Here is a 23,506-nt window from a genome sequence, read left to right on the forward strand (position 1 = left end):
AATATTGCAACATTTAAAACTCTGTTTTCTTCTCTAAGCAAAATAACGTTTAAAAATGCAACAAAATCGCTGATTCATGATTTGAGCTTGCGCCATAATGTTGCCCGATTGATTCCTAAGCGAAGGGCTGCTTTGGTCTGGTTTAGCTTTTCTTCTTTCAAGACATGGTTGATGATTTTCTGCTCAATTTCTTTCAGTGTCTCGTTGTCGTTGATGCTGATCAGCCCGTGAGCAGAGTCACCAATCGGCATGAATGCTGTTTTCTGCAATGTATTGCTGTTAATCACGTATGTTTTTTCAATCAACGCCAGATTTTTCACATAAGCTTTCAAAGATGCCAAATTGCTGTCTTTTACTGAATGGATAATGTTTTCCAATGCATCTTTTTGCACTTTGACCGGCTGCGTTCCCAGCGTTTGATGAAACTCCTCTAAATAATTTTGGACCAAAGCCGGAATGTCTGTCTGACGATTTGCCAATGTTGGAACCGCAAGCACGATTGCCTGATCAAAACCAGTGCGTTCTGCTATATCTGTCGTCAATGCAGCGGCGGAAATCATCAGCTGTATATTTTTCGCATCCGCCTGTTTTGCAATGTGTGTTAAATAGGCCATCTTCTTTTCATCCGGAATAGCGGTCAATTCAATAAACAAGGTCGAAAATGAATCTGGTAGGCGGCTAATCTCTATTTCCTGAAGATCCCGAGAGCCCGCTTCAGCAAAAAATCCGATTTTGCCATGAAAAGCATGTATATAGCGCGCCAGTTCCCGCTTAGCCAAGCCGTCTTTTCCAACCAGCAGCAAAAGTGAAGATGTACACGCCGGGGCTTCTGCTGCCAATAGCAGATTCCTCATCGCTGCACTTTCTGCAACAAGCAGCGGCAGATGGTTGATTTGTTCAAGCTGCATGGCTTCCGCCTCCCGCGCATCGAGCCGTTCAAAAAAGAAATAAACGAGCGGGCCGTCCCGATCGGCAACGAGTTCCGCTTGCACTGTGAAAGAAAATCTCCCCCTATGTGATGTGGACAATACAGGAATTCTGCTGCTCAGTAATTTTACCCGCATCCCTTCCAGTTCTTTATTTGAAATCGGCTGGCCCTTGAACAACGTCCATTGAGCTTCGATTGCCTGGCCATCTTCTGACAGCGCCATGAAATCGAATTTTTCGCGGGCAATTACTGTGTGCAGGATGCGCTGCTTGCGCCTGTTTTTTTCCAATGATGTGATTAAGCGTCGCGCTTCTTCGATTGCCTCCATCACGGACTCACGGCCTGACTGGATCAACAACCCTTCCATGCCCATCCTCTCCGCGGCTTCCACCGTCACAACATCACCGAGAACTCGGCTGACCCCTTCTTTTTTCAGAGCCTCCAATACTTTACCGATTTCTTCAGCCTTTTGTATCGTCGCCACTTTAATATCCATATCCAGCAAGCCCGCTATCGAACTTGCACCCATCGTTACAGAAGGAAAACCCGCTAATGCGCTCTTTGCTTGTCCAGGTGCGCTCACTAGCATAATGGCACGCAGCAGATCGTAGCCTGAAATTCGGATATCGATGACCGGCAAGTCCAATGCATTACGGATCATTTGCGCCGTTCCGCCTCTGCTGATGATCAAATCTGCACCTTCCCGCTCCATGCGCTTAGCCACCAGGACTCCTGCTTCCAGATTACCCGCTTCCACAAGAAGTTCGATAGTTGGATAAGCTTCTTTCAAATCTTCGATTAATTGCGCCATCGCTTCGTATGGCGGGATAATTCCAATTGTGATATTCCTTGCCACCACTCTTCCCCCTCTGTATTTCTAGTTGTTGCTATTATAGCAATGGACAGGCCCAAGCACCGTATTTCTAATGTATTATTCTGTCAACTTCGTAGCCGCTTGTTTATAATAGCTTTAACAATAGACTGAAAAGGGGCTGTCTTCATGTGTTTGATTAATTTCCAATTGAACGGTCATCCGAAATACAAATTAGTGTTGGCTGCAAACCGGGATGAATTTTACTTACGCCCGACAGAATCTGCCCATTTTTGGAAAGACGAACCACAATTATTGGCTGGCCGCGACCTGATGCAGATGGGTACTTGGCTTGGCGTCACGAAAACCGGGCGAGTTGCTGCTTTGACAAATTTCCGAGATCCCTCAGCGCCTGAAGCCAATAAAATTTCACGCGGCTCGATTGTGCGGCACTTCTTGTCTACGGATATGGATGTGCGGCTTTTTCTGGAAAACTTGATCCCGGAAGACTATGCCGGTTTTAATATTTTAGCCGGTGACAGCAGCCAAATGTTTTATTACAACAACCTGGAAGCGAAAGCCGCCGAAGTGGAGCCAGGAATTCATGGCCTTAGCAACCACTTCCTCGACACGCCTTGGCCGAAAGTCGTAAAAGGCAGTATGCATCTCGAACGCTACCTGACGGACAACGAAGATGTGCACATCGACGATTTGTTCGACATTCTGCAGGACGCAGAAGAATCAGTAGACAGCGATTTGCCGGACACGGGAATCGGCTCTGAGCTCGAACGCAAGCTGTCGCCGATGTTCATAAAAACGCCGGAATACGGCACCCGCTCTTCCACCGTCGTGCTCATCAGCCATGATGACCATGTCGTTTTTGCTGAACGCGTATACAATAGCGGCAAATTGCAGGAAGACAACCGCTTCGAGTTCGATATTGAAAAATGAAGTACGTGTTTTGAGCTAATGCCGGTTAACTTTTAAGCAATTAATGTTAACTTCTTCTTAATTCATGTTAACTCTCTCGTACTTCATGTTAACGAAAAGCTAAATCATGTTGAGCCGAATTACTACATGTTAACGAAAGAACCTTCTTCCCATACTTACAAATGGTTGCATTTCGCAGGAGCGAAATGCGCAATTGCTAGAGAAGGAGCTGTTCGCCTGGGCGAACGGCTTTTCCATTTATGTTCTTGAACTTGGATCGCGGAGAGACGCTTACACTTTTCCACTCTTTCAAAAGGAACCATTACAGGGAGTTCATTTTAAACTCTTAACAGTTCATGTTAACGCCCGATTAGATCATGGTAACGTCCTTCCAATTCATGTTAATAGCTTGCTTAGTCCTGTTAACTTTGAAATAACATTTGTTAACGAGTAAAATTTCTCCGCTTTTAAACTATTTCACACTACCTGAATACGCTTGAACATCAAAAGGAGCCCTTAGCAGATTTGCGAAGGGCTCCTTTTGAACTTGAAATGAAAATTGCATCACTTATATAGCAACGTTACCGTTATGCAAAGTCGATGGTCATACTATCGAGCAGCCTTTTGTATTCCGAGAATTCCTTTTCCCATTCGGCGTGCCGGTCGATTTCCTCACCCTTCAACAGAGACTCGATTACATCCAGGCAAACATGCCAGCCCGCAAGGTCCTTTGCTGTCTGGGGTGTGATTTTACGGATTGACTCGATCAGTTTTAATGTCGTCCCCTGATTTCCAGGTGACACTTCAAAACGGACTTCATCTTCCCACCAATTGAACGCCAGAACTTTGCCTTCTTCAAAATCAACAATCGCCAAGCTTTCAGAGCTGCCGTCCCCCATATCGAAAGTTAACGACCCGCCTTTGCGCAAATCGGCAATCTCCAACTCCGAAAACCATTGATTGAGCTTTTCATTGTCCGCCAGCATTTCCCATACCTGTTCACTATCAAATGGCAATGTCAGTTCGAATCTTGCCTCGTACCCTTGATCTTTTTGTGTGATTTCTGCTCGCATGCCTGTTCCCCCTAATCTAATAGTCATGATTCTATTATACACGAACACGCGGCAAGGTTTTGATGGGTGCATCGTGCTAAAATCGGGTATAGGAATTTAAGGAGTTGACGATCATGAGATTAGGCTATGCTTGTATGAATACTGAATTGAAAACCGTCTTCCGCACGGTGCGCGTTGCGACTGTGGAAATGGAAGGATCGGCAAAAATAAAAGAATTGACGATGCAGAATATACACACCACTTTGGAAATCTTGAACTGGAATGTGGAGAATGGCATTTATTTTTATCGTGCGTCCAGCTCTATTATTCCTTTATCGACTCACCCGATTAACGACTGGATTTGGTGGGAAGATCCAGATTTCCTTGAAATAGCCGCACAAATCAGAGCGCTTGTTGATAAGTACAAGATGCGGATTTCAATGCACCCCGGCCAATATACCGTACTTAATTCACCAAAAGAATTGGTGGTCGAGAAATCAGTCCAGGATTTGGAATATCACGACCGCCTGATCGAATTGCTGGGTGGCAACGACTTGATCCTTCATACGGGCGGTGCTTATGGCGATAAAGAGGACGCCAAGAAAAGGTTCGCTGAAAATTACGCGCAACTCCTTTCCAGCTCCATCAAGAAGCGGCTGCGCTTGGAAAATGACGACAAAACATTCACGATACGCGATGTGCTCGACGTCAGTAAAATGACTGGTGTTCCGGTATGCTTCGATATCCACCACCATAATTGCAATAACGACGGCCAACCGGTCGACTTTTCGGAAATTTTAGCGACGTGGGAAGGTTTCGGGACGCCGAAAATCCATATCAGCACAGGCAAAGAAGGGTTTACTGATTTGCGCCACCACAACCTTATTGCCGAAGAAGATTTCAATGAACTGCTCTTGCTGCTAGGCGGCATTGATGCAGACATCATGTTCGAAGCGAAGCTGAAAGAACAAGCCGTACTGCCATTCGTACGCAAACTTCAAAGCGTGCAATGACACCGTTGGACGCCAACGGAAAATAATTTAAAAAGCGAAAGGAGGCCGATTTAATTCGGCCTCCTTTCTATTGGGCTGTAGGGAATACCAGTGTAAATATGGTGCCTTTGCCTTTTTCAGACTGGACGTTTATTTCGCCACGCAATTGGTGCGCAATGCTATACGACACCATCATTCCGAGTCCAGTGCCTTTGCTTTTCGTAGAAAAATAAGGCTCTCCAAGGCGTTGAAGCTCTTCTCTGGTCATGCCCCATCCTTCATCTTTTATGAGAATCAGCACAGAAGGCGCTTTTTCCTTGATGCGGATCGTCAAGACACCGCCGTCTGGCATGGCATCGATTCCATTGCGGATGATATTGATAAGCATTTGGTGGAACTTTTGACGGTCGGCCATGATTTCCGCCTTGCAGCCGCCATCGATTAAATTGATGGTGACTTTCTCCCAATTGGCATAAGGGGTAAGCACCTTCAGCACATGCTGGATTTCCACTTTCACATGGATTTGCTCAAGCTTGCCGCTCGCCGGTTTCGCAAATACCAAGTAATCTTCAATCAATTGGTCTGCTGCTGTGATTTCGTGAAGAATCGTATCGTAGAATTCAATTTGCTTGTCACGGCTATACTCATGCTCTTTCATTAATTGAACGAAGCCCTGAATGCTTTGGATCGGATTCCGAAGTTCATGTGATACCGAAGCCGCAAAATGGCTGACGGTCTCTAACTTTTCATGCTTCATCAATGAATTCAACAAATATTCCTGGCGTTGGATATGTTCGATCAATAATGCTGCGATTGCCGTGACAGCCCCTTGGTTCAGCATAAGCATCAGCCAAATGCTCAGAAGACTTTCAATCGGGTCTCCGAACAGCCAAAAACCGGCAAGCAAATTAAAGCCTAAGGATGCGATAGTAATTGCAAAGACGAGTGCCGTCTTCTTTAAACGGTTGATGCGCAAATAAAGAGGACGCAGCAGCGGCACACCTACAGCGACCACGAATAAATTCAATACCCCAATATACATGCCATCTCCACCAATAGCGATGCGTCCGACTGCCGAAACCAGGAAAAGAATCGCACTGACAGCCGGTCCGCCGTAAAGTGCGCCGACAATCAATGGCACTTGCCTGAGGTCAAAGATGTATTCTTCTCCCATAACTTGATAAGGAACGACCATGCATAAAATAATGGATACCGAGAACAGCGCGGTCAATATTGCCCTGTGGCTTTTAAAAAAATTTCGTTTGCCAGCAGTCGCAAACATCTGATAAATCAGGATGGGAAAGATGATGAAAAATATATTATTGATCATTCCTGTCATCATTTCAAATATCTCGTCCATCCCCTCGCTGAATCCGTTTGAAATTTATTATACAACTTGGACAGTAGGACAATCCACACATTTCGGGCATATTGCCATGCTCTTTTAATGATTAAAATCATCCGGCATCCCTCTCCTGATCTTTTCCAGCGCTCGGCCTTTCCTCTTTTTCAAGCCTGAAACGGATAGCCCTTGCTGCTCAGCGAGTTTCCGAATGCTCTCGCCGTTGACAAAAAGATCTTCAAGAAGTAATTTTTCCTGCGCTGACAGTGGGACGGAATCCAACCATTCTGGTAATATATTTTCAAAATGAGGACTTGCCGGTTCTTCCAAACCTGGATTCTCCATTACCGCAAAACGGATGGAAAAACGGTTTTCCCGATTTAATTCATCCAGCATCGCTCCCTTGATCGAACGGTAGGCGAACGGCGTAAAATCTCCTTTTGTTTCGTCAAACCGCAGCCATGCTTGCCATAAGGCCACTTCGCCAATTTGGCGGTAACTTTCAAAATCGCGGTAAATGTGCAATTTGCGGATGAGGGCCGAAATCATCGGCGTGTATTGCTGCAATACTTCTTCTATTGTATCCACTTGCAATCCTTCTGGACGTCCTTGTTATTCCCGGGTAAGGTTAGCTTAGCCAACCCAGAAGAACATCACAAAAGCACCATTAAAACGTCTAACCTATCATCGAATATTTTTGTATACTCAATACATGACGTTTGTCGTATTAAATTGTCATAAAATATCCTATTTTCTGATTATGGTATTGATTCTCCAAAAATCGAATGGTAAGATTCTCTAGTACGCAGAAAGGGGATCAACTGCTTGGGAAAGTATGATGAGAATTTTATTGACCGCTCCACATTATTTCTGTTGTCTTCATTTGAAACAGAACGTAAGTCGAAAGTGGTGACGAAGCACGGGGAGTATTATTCACGGCTCTCAGCCCTGCAGCTGATAGACAGGGCGTGCATGCTTTACGCTTCGACTTACGAAGGCCGGGTCAAGGCAACGAGGTATAACCTTAAGCAGCACAAAAAAACACCCATTCTCATCTCAAGTGACGGAGTTGCAGCATTTCCAACAAAATCCCCTTCCCTTCCGGAATGCGTTTGGATTTTCAACCATGATTATCGGACCGAATTCGTTTCGGTCGGAAAGACTAAAATCATTTACGAACAATATGGCATTTCTGTAGTGCTTGACGTTTCCATCCATACTTTGGAAAAGCAGCGCACCCGTATGTATGAAATGCTGTATTATTATTTGAAAGTTCGCGACAGATACGATATATAATCAGCATATTGCTATTTTGTACATTCTTTCTTAGAAGCAAAAGACACCTCACTGTGCATTGGACGATTCATCCAATTCAGAGAGAGGTGTCTTTTTCGTTATGCTGCTTCATCGCGGACCAGCAAAAGCAGGATTTCAATTTCCCATTTCTCAGGATCCGGCTCTATTTCCGGATTCGTCAAAAAAACTTCAAACCGTCCATTCCAAATTTCGTATTCCTCTTCCCAACGCTTGTCGAATTCCAGTCCCTCTGCCTGCGCCCATTGCACCAACGCTTCATGCGACTCCGGCAGATTATCAGGATGCCCACGGTGGATCGCTTTCAAATACGATCCCCCGGGAATCGTGCTGACAACAACCCGCTCATCTCCCGCTGCCATCCTGTCCACTGGCACGCCGACTTCCAGAGTAAAAGCTTCATCTCCATTGCCTGATGAGCACCAATACCTGTACAGCGGCATTCCCGCAGTCTTCAACTTCCTTTTTCCAAGCCACTCAACGATTTCCGGGATCAATGCAGCAGCTTCCTCCCATTCCACATCCACCGTTTCGAATGCAATCGCTGCATATGGTTTTTCCTTCTGGTACTCCACTATCGGCTCACTTATATATTTATGGGCCATGCCAACCCTTCCTTTCGACTATGGTTATGCGTGTTTCCATCTGAGAGATCAACAGCTTTTTCACTATAATAGGTGAGCTAAAGAAGCAGCCTATTAAACACTGCTTCGAACGCTCATGGCAGAGCAACGACCATTGTTTCTGACTCTGTCTCTGTCTCTGTCTCTGTCTCTGTCTCTGCATCGCTGCGCTAGCTTCGAGACATGAAAGTGCGTTGCAACGCTACGCTAGCTTCGGGACATGAAAAAGCGTTGCATCGCTGCGCTAGCTTCGAAACATTGAAGTGCGTTGCAATGCTGCGCACTTCGTCACAAAGACTTGTCCTCGCATACTTCGGCCAATGTCTTGCTTGCGGGGCAGCCAAGCGACGAGACAGCCGAGACCCCGGAAGTACGAGATTAGCGGGCTGAGGAGGCTTGGCGCTAGCCCGCGGCAAGCGAGACAGGTTTGCGGAGTATACTACTAAAAATTTAGCTCAACTTATATAGTAATTATTCGATAACTGCAGTGAAATTCCTGCATTCTGCAACGACATTAAATGTACATATCTTGAGGCCTCCAAGAAATTGATTTCCTGTGTCTTAAGCCTTATTGTTAATGTATGACCAAATGGTTACTTTTTATGACTCATCGGTTACAAGGAGGGAATAAATGGATAAACGTCAAGAATTAATGAAGCAAGCTACCCGCTTGTTTTCTTCAAAAGGATTTCATCAAACTTCTGTCCAGGAAATCGCCCATGGAGCTGGCATTTCCAAAGGAGCATTCTATAAACACTTCGATTCCAAGGAAAGCCTTTTCATCGAATTGCTGAAACGCTACCAGCTGGATTTGAATTTAGCGCTGGCTGCTCCCCGTTTTGTGGATGCCGCCGACAGCAAACAGGCTTTCATCGATAAACTGGTTTTTGAAATTGAAAAGACCATTTCCGACAAGGACTTCTTCCTGATGATTTTCAAAGATTTCCCGAAAGATGACAGCGGCCAAATGCAAGTCTTGTTACAGGAACTGCGTATTGCCCAGCTGGACATCACCAAAAATATGCTACTTGAAGTTTATTGTGATTCTGCTAAGCCATTCATCGCAGATTTGGCGGCACTGTATGACGGCATGAAGCGCGAGTTTTTCATTTACCTCATTTTCGAAAATGAGCCCTTGGATGTGAAGAAGCTTGCGCAATTCATTGTTGCCAGCATGGATGCCATCGTCCACAATCTGGAGCATATGGAACCGGTCCTATCCGCCATTCCTCCCACGCCAAGCCCATTAGACAAAGCTTTTGCAGCTTTAGAAGATAAAATGCGAAGCACCGGAAAAGACACCGAAAAACGGTTGTCTTCGCTGCGCCTCTTGAAAGAAGAAGTCAGCAAGCCGGAACGCCAGGATTTCTTGATTGAAGCGCTGATCGCCTATTTGGCGCAAGAATCCAAGTTTGAGCCCGAACTTTCATGGCTCGAGAAATTGATTTGACACAGAATTTATTTTTATACGAGGAGATTATGCATGAAAAAGATCATTGATTTTTCCCTGAACAATAAATTCGCGCTGTGGATCTTGACAATCATGGTGGTTGTCGCCGGTTTATTCGCCGGATTGACGATGAAACAGGAGTCCATACCGAATATTACGGTCCCTGCGCTGACGGTCATCACACCATATCCGGGCGCTGCCCCTGACGAAGTGATGAGTGAATTGACGGTGCCGATCGAACAGCGCATCCAAAACCTGAACGGCGTTGAATTGCTGACGTCGTCATCACTCGCCAACGCTTCATCGATCCAAGTCCAATTCGATTTTGATACGGACATGGACGAAGCGCTGCGTGAAGTGGAAAGCGCCGTGTCCGAATTAACATTTCCGGATGGAGCTAATGATCCTCAGATTTCCCGCATCAGCATTGATGCTTTCCCTGTCCTGACGCTCAGCATCAGCGACGAGCAGCAATCCCTTGAAGAACTGACAAAAACAGTTGAGGATACCGTATTGCCTGAAATTGAAGGTGTTGCCGGTTTGTCGGACGCCCAGATTTCCGGCCAGCGCCTCGAGAAAGTCACAATGGCTTTCGACGAAGAAGCGATGGCCCGTTACGGATTGACGCAAGATGCAGTCCAGCAATTGATCCAGGCTTCGAACCTGACGTTCCCGCTTGGCCTCACAGATTTTGGCGGTGAGATTAAAAACCTGGTAATAGACGGCAATGTGGCAACTGTTGATGATTTAAAAGCGCTGCAGATTCCCGCAGTGCCACAAGCTGCACCACCTGGGAGCCCCACTCAAACGCCTCCAGGTGCAGAAACTGTACCTGATGCAGCAAGTGCAGTTCCCGCTCAGATTCCAACTGTCGCTTTAAGTGAACTTGCCGATATCCAGATTGTCAGCGAAGCCGAATCGATTTCGCGCACGAACGGCGAAGAATCGATTGGCATCCAGATTGTCAAAGCGCCTGACGCCAACACGGTCGAAGTTGTCAATGCGGTGAAAGACATCACAGCCGATTTGGAAAAGGAATATGACCTGACGATCACGACAACATTTGACCAAGGCGAACCGATTGAACAGTCTGTCGAGACCATGCTCAGCAAAGCATTATTCGGCATCCTTTTCGCAGTCGTCATCATTTTGATGTTCCTGCGCAGCTTTAAAACGACCATCATTTCGATCATTTCGATCCCATTGTCGTTATTGATGGCAATTTTCCTTTTGAACCAAATGGACATTACGCTTAACATCATGACACTCGGTGCTTTGACGGTTGCGATCGGCCGCGTCATCGATGACTCGATTGTCGTTATCGAAAACATATACCGCCGCATGTCGCTGCCTGGCGAACCGTTGCGCGGCAAATCATTGATCCGCGAAGCGACGCGCGAGATGTTTATCCCAATTTTTTCATCCACAATCGTAACGATTGCGGTATTCCTTCCCCTGGCACTTGTCAGCGGGCAGATCGGCGAACTGTTCCTGCCGTTCGCATTAGCCGTCGTATTCGCATTGTCGGCCTCATTAGTAGTCGCAGTGACAATCGTCCCGATGCTTGCGCATTCCATGTACGCCAAGCAATTGAACGGCCAGCTTGCCAATAAACCCGGCCACAGCGAAGAAAAGCCAAGCAAATTGGCCCACACGTACAAGCGCATCCTTGAGTGGTCGCTGAACCACAAAATCATCACATTCGGCGCAGCCACCGTATTGCTTGTCGCAAGTTTGTTCTTGGTGCCAGTCATCGGCGTCAGCTTCCTGCCGGAAGAAGAACAGAAAATGGTCATGGCAACTTATTCACCGGAGCCAGGACAGACGCGCGGCGATGTTGAACAAATCGCCACTGACGCAGAAAGCTTGATCAGCGAACGCACTGGCGTTACGACTTATCAATACTCGCTCGGTGGAGAAAATCCGATGGCCGCCATGTCCGGCGGCGGCAATAATTCCGCGCTGTTCTTTATTGAATACGACAGCGACTTCGAGAACTTCAGCGAAGAAGGCGGAAAACTGATTGACGAACTAAACAGCAGTACCGAAGCTGGCGAATGGAAAACGATGGACTTCGCCGCTGTCGGCGGAAGCGGCCTTGAGCTCTTCGTCTACGGCGATAACACGGAAGATATCCAATCCGCCATCGACCAGATCCAGCCGATTATGGAAGACAATAACGGCTTGGAAAATGTAGAATCGAGCCTGACGGAAGCATACGAGCAATACACGCTTGTCGCTGATCAGCAAACGCTGAGCCAATACGGCCTGACCTCTGCACAAGTCGGCATGGCGCTGCGCGGAACCGGGCAGGCTCCTGCATTGACAACAGTCCAGCAAGATGGCAAAGATTTGGATGTCTACATTGAAATGACAGAAACCGAATATGCCGACATAAACGATGTCACAGCTATTGAAGTGCCGACCTCACTTGGCACGACTGTGGCAATCGGAGACCTTATGGAAGTCGAAGAAGGACGTTCACCAGATACGATCAACCGCCGCGACGGCCAGATGTACGCATCCTTATCGGCGGACGTTCTTGGCAATAACGCTTCGGATATAGCGGCTTCTCTTGATGAAAGCGTCAACGGCCTGGAATTGCCGAGCGGCGTGTCAGTTGACCAAGGCGGTGTTGCGGAACAAATTAACGAATCGTTCACGCAGCTCGGTATGGCGATGCTCGCTGCAATCGCGATCGTCTATTTCGTCCTGGTCGTAACGTTCGGCGGCGCATTGGCGCCATTCGCCATCCTCTTCTCATTGCCATTCACCGTAATCGGCGTCTTAGTGGCATTGTGGATTTCAGGCGAACCGTTGAGTGTCAACGCTTTGATTGGCGTCCTGATGCTAATCGGCATCGTGGTCACCAACGCAATCGTACTGGTTGACCGCGTCATCCATAAAGAAAAAGAAGGATTCACGACGCGCGCCGCCTTGCTTGAAGCAGGCACGACGCGGCTTCGTCCGATCCTGATGACGGCACTTGCGACAATTGGCGCGTTAATTCCGCTTGCCATTGGCGCGGAAGGCGGCGGCCTGATTTCAAAAGGCCTTGGCATCACGGTTATCGGTGGTTTGACGAGTTCGACAATGCTGACATTGGTCATTGTGCCGATCGTTTATGAAGTCGTATCGAAATTCCGTAAAAAAGAAGTGAATTAACGTCCAAAAGCCTGCACACTCGAAGATGAGTGTGCAGGCTTTTTTATGTTTATTTTGAAATACGCTCTGTTAGTCTCAAAATACGCTCTACTACAAATAAAATACGCCCCCTTGCAGCCGAAACACGCTTCCACATCACTATTTGGCCGAAAAAACTCCCGCTGCTGTCGCATCAGCGGGATCTTCTCTTTATTTAGCTAGTAAAAATTCAAATACTTGCTCATCAATTTGATTGTCTTCAGTCCAGCGGTCATCGAAGTTTTCGCTCAAGGCGAATGTCTTCAGCGCATCTTTCACTGCTCCTTCATAGGAAGGATATTCCGTGTGAAGGAGCAATTCCAACTCCGCGAGCTTACGCTTCACCTCTTCGAACACATCGCCTTCCAGCTTCAAAAAATTCTCCGAAGGCGCATTGAATAATTGATGGAGCTTGTAAAGCCGTTGCAGCTCATCGATCGGCTCCGGGTGGTCATCGACGCGCAGGTCCACTTTGACATCATTGTAGCCGCCGTAGCCCGCACCTTCCTGCAGCACATAAACTGCTGCAGATTGCTTGCCGCGGCTGTCGCCCCCTGCCTGCTGGGCCGCGGCAAGCGCTTGGAGCAAGCGCTCAGCAAGTGTTCCGGTTGCGCGTTCGAAAGTTTCACTCATCGCCGATACCGTCTCTTCGCTGACAAGAATATTGCCTTGCGCTGAATGATGGCGGCCGATCTTGTGGCCCGCCCAGTCGTAGCATTCCTCGCCAGTGAATGCAGCTGATTCGCCACTCGCGCTAACAATTGCAACTTGCCGCAGGCTTTTGCCTTCGTCCGAGCCGACAAGTTCTTCAATCACCGCTTCCGGCGTTAAGCCTTGCTCCAGCAATTCCAATCCTCTTGGCCCGTAAGATGTGTTCGCCCACGATTGCGTAGCCACTGCACCGACATTTGCCTTCACCCACGGCACCACCGAACCTACTGCCAGAAACTTGGATTGCACCGCAACGCCGACCTCCCCTGTTGATGGATCTGCTGCTGCTATCGAAAAAGTCGCCACTAATTTATTTTTGCTGACTTGCTCCATTCAAAAATTCCTCCATTCATCTATTTATCAGAGTAATTAAATCTTACCCTTCTCTGAAATCCATGTAAACTTTTTCGCAGAGGCCTCTATTCGAATACGGCAACGACCACTGTTCGCCAAAACAATTTTTTATTACAAATGCAACCCAACTATTAATTATCGTAATTATCTGATATAATAGAGTCATATAAAATCTGAATTTTCAAATTAAAAACACATACATAGTAAAATCGCCTCACCTTATTTATTTACATAGCCGGGGGAGAACCCGGAAATAAAAAAGGGGTGAGGATTGTGGGGAGTAAAATATTTAAAGTTATTGCTGCTCTAACGCTCATATTGTTCACGGCATTGTCGTTCTCTCTAAAAGCGGAAGCAGCCGCTTCGACTTACGTCATAAAAGGAGCCACATCAAACAAAGTCGTTGCACTGACTTTTGACGATGGCTCGGACGGCACAAACATCAACAAGATTCTTGGCATTCTGTCGACCAATAAAATCAAAGCCACGTTCTTTTTGACTGGATCTGGCGCCGCCAAGCACCCAACGTGGATCAAAAACATCACCACCCAAGGACACGCCATTGGCAACCATTCGTATTCGCATCCGGATTTCACAAAATTGACGGCTGCTAAGATGAAAGCGGAACTCGATAAAACAGAAACAACAATCAAGAACATCACTGGAAAAACGACAAAACCGCTGTTCCGCGCGCCTTTCGGGGCTGTCAATTCTGCTGTACTATCAGGAGTCAGCGCAGCAGGCTATACGCACACCATCCATTGGAATATTGACACCGTTGACTGGAAAGGCGTTTCATCGACCGCCATCACCAACAAAGTCGTCAATAATATCGTTCCTGGCTCGATTGTTTTGATGCACACAGGAGCCGGCGCATCCGGAACGCCCGGCGCGCTTCCTGGAATGATTTCAAAACTGAAAGCGAAAGGCTATTCATTTGTAACAGTCCAGCAGCTGTTGAATCTGAAAGCTGGCACCGTCAAATACACCGTCAAAGCTGGCGATACACTTTACAGCATCGCCGCTAGATACAAAGTTACCGTCGCCGCGTTAGCAAAAGCCAATAACATTACAAACTACAATCTCATTCGAGTCGGGCAAGTGCTGATTATTCCAATCACTCCGCCTCCGGCAACCGTAGTCAAATATACCGTCAAAGCTGGCGATACCTTATACAGCATCGCCCGGAAGTACAATACGACCGTCGCAAAAATTGCCACCGCCAACAAAATTGCCAGCCCGTACATCATCCGTGTCGGACAAGTGCTGGTTATTCCGAAATGACGGTAAGCCATTCGATTCAAAGCATAGCTTCATAATTAAAGGATGCGCCGAATTCAGCGCATCCTTTTGGCCATGGCAATTCTGCTCTTTCAATCGCTCGCTTTGGATATAGTCATTTCACTCTAATCGTATTATAATAAAAGCCGGAATAATTACAGCATTGATTTAAATTTTGGAGATGAGACCGTTTGGAATTAATCCTGATCGTTAAATTCAGTTTACTGGCGATAAGCATTATTTTTGCCTTGATCGCCTTGTCCATTCATGTGAAAGCTTACAGCGCGCATAAGAAAACAGGTGCTGAGCGAATCAGCCGATATGCGTACCACCAACAAACGAAAAAAGCGTTCGCCTTTTATGCCGCTTTTGCCGTCACGGCCATTATTGCTTTATTCTTATAGCACACAAAAACGCTTGGAGTTTTCCAAGCGTTTTTTTATGCTTCTGAAAAAACCAAGTCCACTTCGTGTTCCAAATCCCCGATTAGCGGCACTTGACCTTTCCGTTCTTTCACTGCATTGACAATCCCCTGATAATACCAAGCCTGCTGCTCTTTGCCCCTGTTGAAACGGGTCCATACTTTTTCGCCGTGGCGAACGATATCGAGCCGAATGGAACGCAGGTTGTGCAATTTATCCGCAATAATCACAGCCAGCTCATCATCCGAGCGCTCTGCAAGAGATGACATTGTATGGCGTTTGCGGTCTTCCCAAGGCAGCGATTTATCAGGCTCAGACGCTGCTTCGATAAGCTTCAGTACCACCGCTCCAAAAAGCGTTAAAACTTCTTCTGCGGTGGCCGCTGTATCTTCGAGTGTATCATGCAATATACCGGCGGCCACCACTTCAGCTCCATGCCCCGCTTCCTGCAGAAGCATTGCCACAGCGAACGGATGGCTGATGTATGGAACGGCTGTGGATTTCCGCAATTGCCCAGCGTGTTTTACAGCGGCGAATTGGATCGCCTGATCGATAATCCCTTCCATATCCTCACACCTCTCTTCCCACAGTATAGCGCGCTTGTCCCACAAAAGCCGGATTGCGGCATTTTTATGCACTTTTCATATGGCAACCATTCACACTTTTCAAAAGTACAGCGGAAAATTTTTGAAATTTTACACACCCTTCGTATTACCATATGCGCCTTTTGAGTTATAATTAGTTTATAAAAAGTTTTCTAAAGAAAGTTTAAATTAGATTGTATTGGTGATTGGGAATGAGGAATATAGATGAAAAAGATTATTTTTACGGTGTTCGCCATTGCGTTTTCATTGGCATTGCCTGTGGTGGTTTGGCAAATCCAGAATAAAGAGCAGCTTGTGCCGGAAACGATACAAGCGGAGCGCGAAGGCATTAACTACCCTTCCCGCATTAACGGACAGGAGTTTGAAGTTTATCAGGATGGCGAATGGCAGCCGCTGACCGTCAAAGGTGTCAATATGGGCATGGCGAAACCGGGCACTTTTCCTGGTGAAGCAGCTATCTCGCCAAGCGAATACGAACGCTGGTTCAAGCAAATTGGCGAGATGAATGCCAATGCGCTGCGGATATACACGCTTCATCCACCGGGCTTTTATGAAGCTTTAAAGCGCCACAACGAAACGGCTGAGGAGCCGCTTTACCTTTTTCAGGGCGTGTGGATAGACGAAGAACCGTTAGCCGAAAAAATGGACGCCTTCGATTCGGAAATCACAGAGCGCTTCCAAAAGGAGATCCGCAATCTGGCGGATGCGGTCCACGGCAATGCGGAAGTGGAACCGCAGCCTGGCCATGCATCCGGCAACTATACAGCAGACGTTTCGCCTTACATGATCGGCTGGGTCATCGGCATCGAATGGGACCCCGTCATGGTACAGGAAATGGAACGGCTTTATCCGGATCTCGGCGACTTTTCCGGCAGCCACGTCAATACCGAAAACGCCAACCCGATGGAACACTGGCTTGCGGTGCAGCTTGACGGCCTTGCAAAATACGAAATGGAAACCTATCAAAGCATGCGCCCGCTAAGCTTTACAAACTGGGTGACGACAGACAATCTTGAGCATCCATCTGATGTAGGAGATATCGAAGATATTGCAACCGTGGATCCGAACCACATCAAAGTGAAAGAGAAGCTTTCGGAAACAGGGATGTTCGCTTCCTACCACGTATATCCTTATTATCCGGACTTTTTGAATCTCGAGAAAAAATACACTGAGTTTATTGACCATCGCAATGAGCGCAATAATTACGCAGGTTATTTGAAGGACTTGAAAGATTCCCATGAACTGCCCATCCTGATTGCAGAATTCGGCGTTCCTGCTTCCCGCGGCAAAACGCACGACAACCCATTCGGCTGGAACCAAGGATTCATCTCGGAAAAGCAGCAGGGCGATATCGCTCGGCACCTCTACGAAGATATCATGGAAACGGATATGCTCGGTGGAATCGTGTTTTCTTGGCAGGACGAATGGTTCAAGCGCACTTGGAATACGATGGATTACGACAATCCTGACCGGCGCCCGTTCTGGTCGAACGCCCAGACGAGTGAACAGCAATTCGGGCTGCTGGCGTTTGACCGCCATAAAGTAAAAGTGGACGGAGAAGACGACTGGGATTCCGGCACTGATTTGTATCAAGACGGAAGCGGAGCGATAGAATCGCTTGCCGTCGACCACGATGAACGTTATCTCTACATCAAATCGGCATTCAATGAAGATGCGAAGGAGTGGTTGGGCAACGATACTTTCCACCTGTATTTCAGCGTTCGGGAAGACGGAGGAATCCAATTCAGCCCTTCCACTGGCGAAACCGCGAAAGCTGATTTCCATTTGTCCATAGACAATAAAGAGTCCGCACGCCTGATGGTCGCCGGTGATTACGACACGTTCTATTACAATTATGCGGAGCAGCAGCAACTGATCGCACTTTCTGAAAAAGACGTTGCGGAAGAATTCCATCCCATTCGCCTCGCGCTGAGTAAAGAAATTACTCGAACGGATACAGACGAAGTGATCCCGTTCAGTTCCTATGAAACCGGAATTCTGCAGTATGGCATCGCGAATCCCGAAATGGCGCAATACGATTCGCTGAATGACTGGTTCTACTCCGAAGACACCGGGATTCTGGAGATTCGGATTCCATGGATGCTGCTGAACGCCAAAGACCCAAGCAATAAAGAGTTTATCGGCGACCTTCAGAAAGACGGCATCGACTCATCGATGACCATCGACGGAATCGGCATTTCCGCTGTGCTGACTGACAGTGAAAGCAACATCATCGATTCTTCAGTTTCAGGGAAACCGCCTTTCTACACATGGGAAAGCTGGTCATTGCCTGAATCCGAAGAACGCCTCAAGCAATCGTATTACATCCTCCAAGACTATTTTGGCGGAATCAAATAAAGGAGTCGCATCGAGCGTTCCTTTTATAAAATCAAAAGAGGTATCGGACTGAGTCCGATACCTCTTTTGATTTTAAGGGCTATCTTCTTTCGAAAAAACGCCCTGTCTTTCCATATTGCCCCATTCCACATTTTTACTGAATGCCCGCACCAGGCCCTCCACGCGCCAGACGTTCATGATGATGCGGTACCAGAAAGATTCCGTCAACGCAAAAAAGTACAGGATGATAATGCTCTTCACATCTGAGTATTTATGGTAGGTCCATTCTTCGAGCAGCACGGCTAGTGCAGATAGAAGCGAACCATAGAGGATCATCACGATCAGCATAATCAGGACGATGTTGGTATCGACAAGTGAAAACAGCAGCGAGGAAATGATGAAAGTATAGCCCAGCACTTCAAACACTGCACTCAATAATTCGATGAGCAAGAAATACGGCATAGAGAACATGCCGATTCCGTGATATTTCGGATTCAAAATCATTTTCCGGTGAATCCAGATGGTTTCAGCTAACCCCCGCTGCCAGCGGATCCGCTGAGCGCGCAGTGAAGCGACAGTGCTCGGGCCTTCTGTCCAGCAGACAGGATCCTGGATATATTCAATCCGTTGCTTCGATTTCTCTTCTTTGATTGATCGATGGATCCGGACGATTAATTCCATGTCTTCGCCGACTGTTTCCCGGTTATAGCCGCCTACTTTCACAACGCGGCTTTTTTCAAATACTCCGAACGCGCCAGAAACGATCAGCAGGATATTGACTCTGCTAAAGCCGAGTCGGCCAATCAGGAATGATCGGAAATATTCGATGATCTGCATGATTTCAAGTGGACTTTTTGGCAAACGCATTTGTTGGACAGACCCATTGACAATTTTGCAGCCATTGGCAATGCGCACAGTGCCGCCGGTCGCAGTGACCAGCCCATCCGAATCGATGATTGGCTTGATTGATTTAAGCAATGCATCTTGTTCAAGAATCGAGTCGCCGTCTATCGCCGCAAAGTACGGATAATGGGAGAAATTGATTCCAGCATTCAATGCGTCTGCCTTGCCGCCATTGATTTTTTCAATCAAAAACAGGTGCGGATGAAGCTGAGACTGAAAAGCCCGAACCATTACTTCAGTTTTAAAATAACTGCGGGCAGCAAGATCGATTGGCTTCATCTGAAAACGGCTTATGAGTTTCCCACTTGTGTTGTCCGTCGAGCCGTCGTTGATGACTACAACTTCAAATTGCGGATAGTTCAATGCTATCAATGACTGCACCGTACTTGCTATTCCCATTTCTTCATTGAATGCGGGAACGAGGACAGAAATCGGATACGTATCTTTGTTGATCAACATTCCTTCAATCTGTTCAAGGCGATTCAATTTTTTCTCCCGATTGATTTTGGGGGCAGCAATCAAAAACAACGTCAAATAAATCAAATTCGCTATCACCATATAGACGATAATCGCCCAGCCAGCCCATTCCAACCACAGTTTCAGCATTTCATCATTCATGAAACCGCCCTGCCTTTCCTTGTCAGCATATGGTTCGCAATATCACGCGCGAAAGCATCTTTGCTAGTCGATGCAATGTCCTTCAGCAAGAGCGATCCATCCTCTAGGCCGAAGATATTGTCAGCTGCCGCAAAACGCACCCACCAGACAGGATCTGAAAACAGCAGCGCCATCGGTTTCTTGTATTCATCAAGTTTGCAAGCGCCGGCCAATTTCGCAGCATACATCCGCTCTTCCCAAAAGATGGATTTGAAAAATCCGGATAGCATGGATGGATCCGAAACTTTTTCATAATCGCAAAGGCTTTTCATTGCCTTGATGCGGACTTCTTTTCGTTCGTCAAAGATCATTTTCTCGACAAAAGGAAAAAACGCTTCATTTTTCTGTTCGCCACTAAATGTGATAAAGGCGAATAGCAGGTTCTGCGGCACTTCTTTGCGGGATTCGATGTGTTCAGCCAAATCCGATAACATCGTTTTGTCCATCCGCACCAACAGTTCTTTGTTAAAACCGATTGATAAGGGCGGCTCAGCAAACAAGGCGGCGTTGATGCGGCCTTCACCTAATACAGCAGCTGTCCGCAAACATTGCCGAAGCTCTTCATCCCGCTTGTCCAGGCCTTTATAATGGGCATACAGATCTTCCTTCAACTCTAGCATCCGGAAATCTTCGATGAAGTATAAGCAGTTAATCCGCTCGGCCCATGAGCCTTTTTTGAGCACTATCCGGTAAGTGTCCGTTAAGAGCTGTTGGGCCAGCTCCGTGATCCTTTTTCCATTCTCTGCACTAGTATGGGCATGAACCATAGCTTCAAGCAAGCGTTCGACAATAGCTATTTGAAACCGGTTCTTCGCCGGAGCTTCTGGATAGCCATGACGGCGGCCTGCAACAAAATCCTGGTATTGCGGTTGTAGCCTAACAACTTCTGCATTGATCTTTGTTTCATTGCGCAGCATCACCGTTTTCCAGCCGATCAACCCTATTAATAATAATATTTGCAGCATCAGTAAAATACCGATCATCCAAACAAAAAAACTTGTCATATTCTCACTCCCATTCTGATTAATTTTACTAACTATGTTAAATACTTGTCTTTATTGTTAAAATAAAACATTTAATATTCCAATAATACTACATCCTTTGGTGAAATACTACAAAAAAAAAGAGCACTCCCTATGCGGAAATGCCCAGACTCATTTTAAGGAAGCTGCTGTTCAAGCTGCTCCATCCATATATCATATCCTCCACCCATGAGATGGAGGCCGTCGATCGTGATTTCTTTTTGCAGCTGTCCATTGTCATCTTCGAAATGCGTATGCAAATCCACATATGCAACATTATTCTCGGATGCCACTTTTTTAAGAATAGCATTGAAGTCATCGACTTGGCTGTTCGGCAAATCGTTATTGAAGCTGTCGTTGTTGACCGGCAGAAGCGATTGCAAGACCACGCGGGTTTTCTCTTGTTCAAATGACCGGACAATCTTTTTCATGTTTTGCTCGTACGTTTCTTTTTTTACCCCCGCAGCAATATCATTGACACCAATCATGATATAAACTTCTTCCGGGTTTCGCGATACCACTTCATCAATGCGGTTAAGCACGCCTTTTGTTGTGTCTTCCGCGATTCCGCGGTTCAGGACTTTTTCATCTGGAAAATATTCCGGGAACTCCCCATGGTCAGTGATGCTGTCACCGAGAAAAATCTTGTCGGCGCTTTCGCCTTCAAGCGCTTCGAAAATATCTTTTTTCTGGCGATAATACTCTGGGAATTCCTCTTTCGATTCCATCGCTTGATATTGTTCTTCTATAAAGCCTATGCCGCCTTGTTTATTGACAATGATCCCTGCCGCTCCGATCAACAGCACATTTACTGCGAGCGACGCAATCAATAATTTTTTCTTCGTTTTCACGTTAAGCCACTTCCTATTTCTCTGAGATGTAAGGGCTAGCGCCCAATACATTTTATAGCCTTCTTCCAGCATTTTTAAACTTGACCGCCAATTCCCATTTTTCGGTGAGCTCTAGTTTTGCCCATAAAAAGAACCGCTCCGATACCCGGTTTTCACCGGCTTCAGAACAGCCCCCTTCCAACTTGCCTAATCTTCGTTCCACACTGCTTCCCATTCGATAATTTCGTAATCTCTTGCCCCTTCCACGATAAAAGGGTCTTGTTTAACAAACTCCTCGCATTGTTCGTAGGAATCTGCCCGGTAGATGACCAGTCCGCCTGATCCGTCCGTAAATTTGCCATTGACGCGGACATGCCCTTCATCCCTCATCTTCTCAAGAAATGCCAAGTGATCAGGACGGTACAGCGCGCTTTTTTCTTTATCAGCCATTGGCAGCAGCACAGCAAAATACTTCATGGAATCCTCCTTTCAATTAAACAGCTAATCTCATTTATCATACAGTCTTTTCCATGGGAAATGCCATCGCAGCGCTTAAAACCTTCACCTTTCACATGGTCCGCTGGAAGGTTCCCGTTTGCTGGAGCAGCAATTGGTGGTAGAATTGTTCCAATTCCATCCAAATCGCCTCATTGCAGTAATTGGCTTCAGCATGGACTTTGCCGTTCGCGCCGAGCCGCTGCCGCAGCGCCTTGTCATTGATAAGCAGTTCCAGCCTATTGATAACTTCTACACCATTTAGAGGATCTACCAAAAAGCCGGTTTCCCAATCGTTGACTGTGTCTCGAGCTCCTGTCACATCACCTACAATGACGGGTTTCCCTGCAAGGGCCGCTTCAATCGAAACATTGCCGAACCCTTCCCTTTTCGTCAGGAAGAGAAAAATATCCAGCATGTAGAAATAAGGGATCGGATCTTTCTGGTAAGGGACCAGGATGATGGACGGATTGTCGAAGATTTCCCGTTTCGTGTTCTCCCCAATCGGATCGCCATCTTCAAAATCTCCCACCAGCAGCAGCCGGAGCTGCGGATATCTTCGGCTCAGCCCCAGAAACGCTGCAACGGTTTCCTCGACGCCTTTGTCTCTTGTAATGCGGCCCATATAGCCAATCACAAGGTGATCCATTGACAAACCAAGCTCTTTTTTGAGGGAATCGATTTTCATTCGCAGCTCATCGTCCATTTCAAAATCTGTCAGATTAAAGCCGTTAAGGCTGCCATTCCCTAAGACCCTAATCTTCTCAGGAGCAGCAATCTCATTGGAGACCAATTGCTCTGACAGGCTAGGCGAAACGGACAAAACATGAGTGGCTGCTGTCGCTGTAATTTTCTCAGCCGTCAATAAAATCAATCTTTTCAGCCCTGTCGTTGTTTCCAGCCTCAAACCAAGCACATTATAAATACGGATTGGCACACCGGTTAAAAAAGCCGCAAGTATGGCGACGAATCCTGCTTTTGGAGTTCCCGCATTGACGATATCTGGCTTTTCTTTATAAAACAGTTTTATGCATGTGATCAGCGAGGTTAAATCTTTTAAAAGGGAGATCTCTCTTTCCATTTCCACAATGAGTACCTCTACACCCTCCGACTGTTCATAGTCTTGGATATAATCCCCTTGGGAACTTAAGGCCATCGTGTCATATCCCTTTTTCTTCAAATAAGCCAGCTGTCCCTTCATCAGTTTCAAGGTTTGCGGCACAGTCACAGCATGGATCACTTTAGCTGCCATATTTCTCCCCCG

20 protein-coding genes are annotated in these 23,506 nt (G+C 46.7%); 8 read left to right on the forward strand and 12 right to left on the reverse strand.

The annotated features are described in order from the left end of the window. Positions 1-74: 74 nt before the first annotated feature. Entirely contained in the window at positions 75-1,784 is a 1,710-nt protein-coding gene (locus AC4EHB_RS06435; protein ID WP_490974741.1) for a sigma-54-dependent transcriptional regulator, read from the reverse strand. A gap of 144 nt (positions 1,785-1,928) precedes the next feature. Between AC4EHB_RS06435 and AC4EHB_RS06440 the strand changes: the two genes are divergently transcribed. Next, positions 1,929-2,690 carry an NRDE family protein gene (locus tag AC4EHB_RS06440; protein WP_490974742.1) on the forward strand — a complete coding sequence of 254 codons (762 nt, stop codon included), beginning with the start codon at positions 1,929-1,931 and terminating at the stop codon, positions 2,688-2,690. Between the two features lie 566 nt (positions 2,691-3,256). Here AC4EHB_RS06440 and AC4EHB_RS06445 read toward each other — a convergent pair. Continuing rightward, positions 3,257-3,742, reverse strand: a complete 486-nt coding sequence (locus AC4EHB_RS06445; protein WP_490980967.1) for an SRPBCC family protein — start codon at positions 3,740-3,742, stop codon at positions 3,257-3,259. Positions 3,743-3,855: 113 nt separating this feature from the next. Here AC4EHB_RS06445 and uvsE point away from each other — a divergent pair, with 113 nt between their 5' ends. Then, the gene (uvsE, locus tag AC4EHB_RS06450; RefSeq protein ID WP_490980968.1) at positions 3,856-4,734 is read left to right on the forward strand and encodes a UV DNA damage repair endonuclease UvsE; all 879 of its coding nucleotides are present in this window, start codon (positions 3,856-3,858) and stop codon (positions 4,732-4,734) included. Between the two features lie 67 nt (positions 4,735-4,801). Here the strand turns inward: uvsE and AC4EHB_RS06455 are convergent, their stop codons facing one another. Together AC4EHB_RS06455 and AC4EHB_RS06460 are read right to left on the reverse strand one after the other, a co-directional pair. Next, positions 4,802-6,073 (reverse strand): ATP-binding protein, encoded by a 1,272-nt coding sequence (locus AC4EHB_RS06455; protein WP_490974745.1) that lies wholly within the window; start codon positions 6,071-6,073, stop codon positions 4,802-4,804. A gap of 84 nt (positions 6,074-6,157) precedes the next feature. Continuing rightward, entirely contained in the window at positions 6,158-6,643 is a 486-nt protein-coding gene (locus tag AC4EHB_RS06460) for a sigma-70 family RNA polymerase sigma factor (RefSeq protein WP_490980969.1), read from the reverse strand. Between the two features lie 237 nt (positions 6,644-6,880). Here AC4EHB_RS06460 and AC4EHB_RS06465 point away from each other — a divergent pair, with 237 nt between their 5' ends. Beyond that, entirely contained in the window at positions 6,881-7,351 is a 471-nt protein-coding gene (locus AC4EHB_RS06465) for a competence protein ComK (protein ID WP_490974747.1), read from the forward strand. Between the two features lie 98 nt (positions 7,352-7,449). On the opposite strand, the gene AC4EHB_RS06470 is transcribed toward AC4EHB_RS06465, so the two are convergent. Then, complete coding sequence (locus tag AC4EHB_RS06470; protein WP_490980970.1) at positions 7,450-7,974, reverse strand: GyrI-like domain-containing protein; 525 nt, start codon at positions 7,972-7,974, stop codon at positions 7,450-7,452. A 649-nt stretch (positions 7,975-8,623) separates the two neighbouring features. On the opposite strand from AC4EHB_RS06470, the gene AC4EHB_RS06475 reads away from it, so the two are divergent. Further along, complete coding sequence (locus tag AC4EHB_RS06475) at positions 8,624-9,442, forward strand: TetR/AcrR family transcriptional regulator (RefSeq protein WP_490980971.1); 819 nt, start codon at positions 8,624-8,626, stop codon at positions 9,440-9,442. Positions 9,443-9,475: 33 nt separating this feature from the next. Continuing rightward, complete coding sequence (locus tag AC4EHB_RS06480; RefSeq protein ID WP_490980972.1) at positions 9,476-12,607, forward strand: efflux RND transporter permease subunit; 3,132 nt, start codon at positions 9,476-9,478, stop codon at positions 12,605-12,607. 189 nt (positions 12,608-12,796) lie between these two features. Here the strand turns inward: AC4EHB_RS06480 and AC4EHB_RS06485 are convergent, their stop codons facing one another. After that, positions 12,797-13,669: a DUF1028 domain-containing protein gene (locus AC4EHB_RS06485; protein WP_490980973.1), complete on the reverse strand. Its 873-nt coding sequence runs from the start codon at positions 13,667-13,669 to the stop codon at positions 12,797-12,799. Between the two features lie 294 nt (positions 13,670-13,963). Between AC4EHB_RS06485 and AC4EHB_RS06490 the strand changes: the two genes are divergently transcribed. After that, positions 13,964-14,974 (forward strand): LysM peptidoglycan-binding domain-containing protein, encoded by a 1,011-nt coding sequence (locus AC4EHB_RS06490; RefSeq protein ID WP_490980974.1) that lies wholly within the window; start codon positions 13,964-13,966, stop codon positions 14,972-14,974. A gap of 188 nt (positions 14,975-15,162) precedes the next feature. Further along, the gene (locus AC4EHB_RS06495; protein WP_490980975.1) at positions 15,163-15,375 is read left to right on the forward strand and encodes a hypothetical protein; all 213 of its coding nucleotides are present in this window, start codon (positions 15,163-15,165) and stop codon (positions 15,373-15,375) included. 35 nt (positions 15,376-15,410) lie between these two features. Here AC4EHB_RS06495 and AC4EHB_RS06500 read toward each other — a convergent pair whose 3' ends face one another. Then, entirely contained in the window at positions 15,411-15,959 is a 549-nt protein-coding gene (locus AC4EHB_RS06500; protein WP_490980976.1) for an HD domain-containing protein, read from the reverse strand. Between the two features lie 243 nt (positions 15,960-16,202). Here AC4EHB_RS06500 and AC4EHB_RS06505 point away from each other — a divergent pair, with 243 nt between their 5' ends. After that, positions 16,203-18,356 carry a hypothetical protein gene (locus AC4EHB_RS06505; protein ID WP_490980977.1) on the forward strand — a complete coding sequence of 718 codons (2,154 nt, stop codon included), beginning with the start codon at positions 16,203-16,205 and terminating at the stop codon, positions 18,354-18,356. 72 nt (positions 18,357-18,428) lie between these two features. On the opposite strand, the gene AC4EHB_RS06510 is transcribed toward AC4EHB_RS06505, so the two are convergent. From AC4EHB_RS06510 to AC4EHB_RS06530, 5 genes are all read right to left on the reverse strand, one after another. Further along, complete coding sequence (locus AC4EHB_RS06510; protein WP_490974756.1) at positions 18,429-19,856, reverse strand: glycosyltransferase family 2 protein; 1,428 nt, start codon at positions 19,854-19,856, stop codon at positions 18,429-18,431. After that, entirely contained in the window at positions 19,853-20,899 is a 1,047-nt protein-coding gene (locus AC4EHB_RS06515) for a hypothetical protein (protein ID WP_490980978.1), read from the reverse strand. Before AC4EHB_RS06515 ends, AC4EHB_RS06510 begins: the two co-directional genes overlap by 4 nt. A gap of 155 nt (positions 20,900-21,054) precedes the next feature. Next, positions 21,055-21,768, reverse strand: coding sequence for a DUF459 domain-containing protein (locus tag AC4EHB_RS06520; RefSeq protein ID WP_490980979.1), 714 nt, complete (start codon positions 21,766-21,768; stop codon positions 21,055-21,057). 186 nt (positions 21,769-21,954) lie between these two features. Next, positions 21,955-22,224, reverse strand: coding sequence for a YciI family protein (locus AC4EHB_RS06525; protein WP_135503984.1), 270 nt, complete (start codon positions 22,222-22,224; stop codon positions 21,955-21,957). Positions 22,225-22,315: 91 nt separating this feature from the next. Further along, on the reverse strand, positions 22,316-23,494 hold the full coding sequence (locus AC4EHB_RS06530) for a glycosyltransferase family 4 protein (RefSeq protein WP_490974759.1): 1,179 nt from the start codon (positions 23,492-23,494) through the stop codon (positions 22,316-22,318). Positions 23,495-23,506: the final 12 nt, after the last annotated feature.

Source organism: Planococcus sp. TJ-302 (assembly GCF_058268455.1).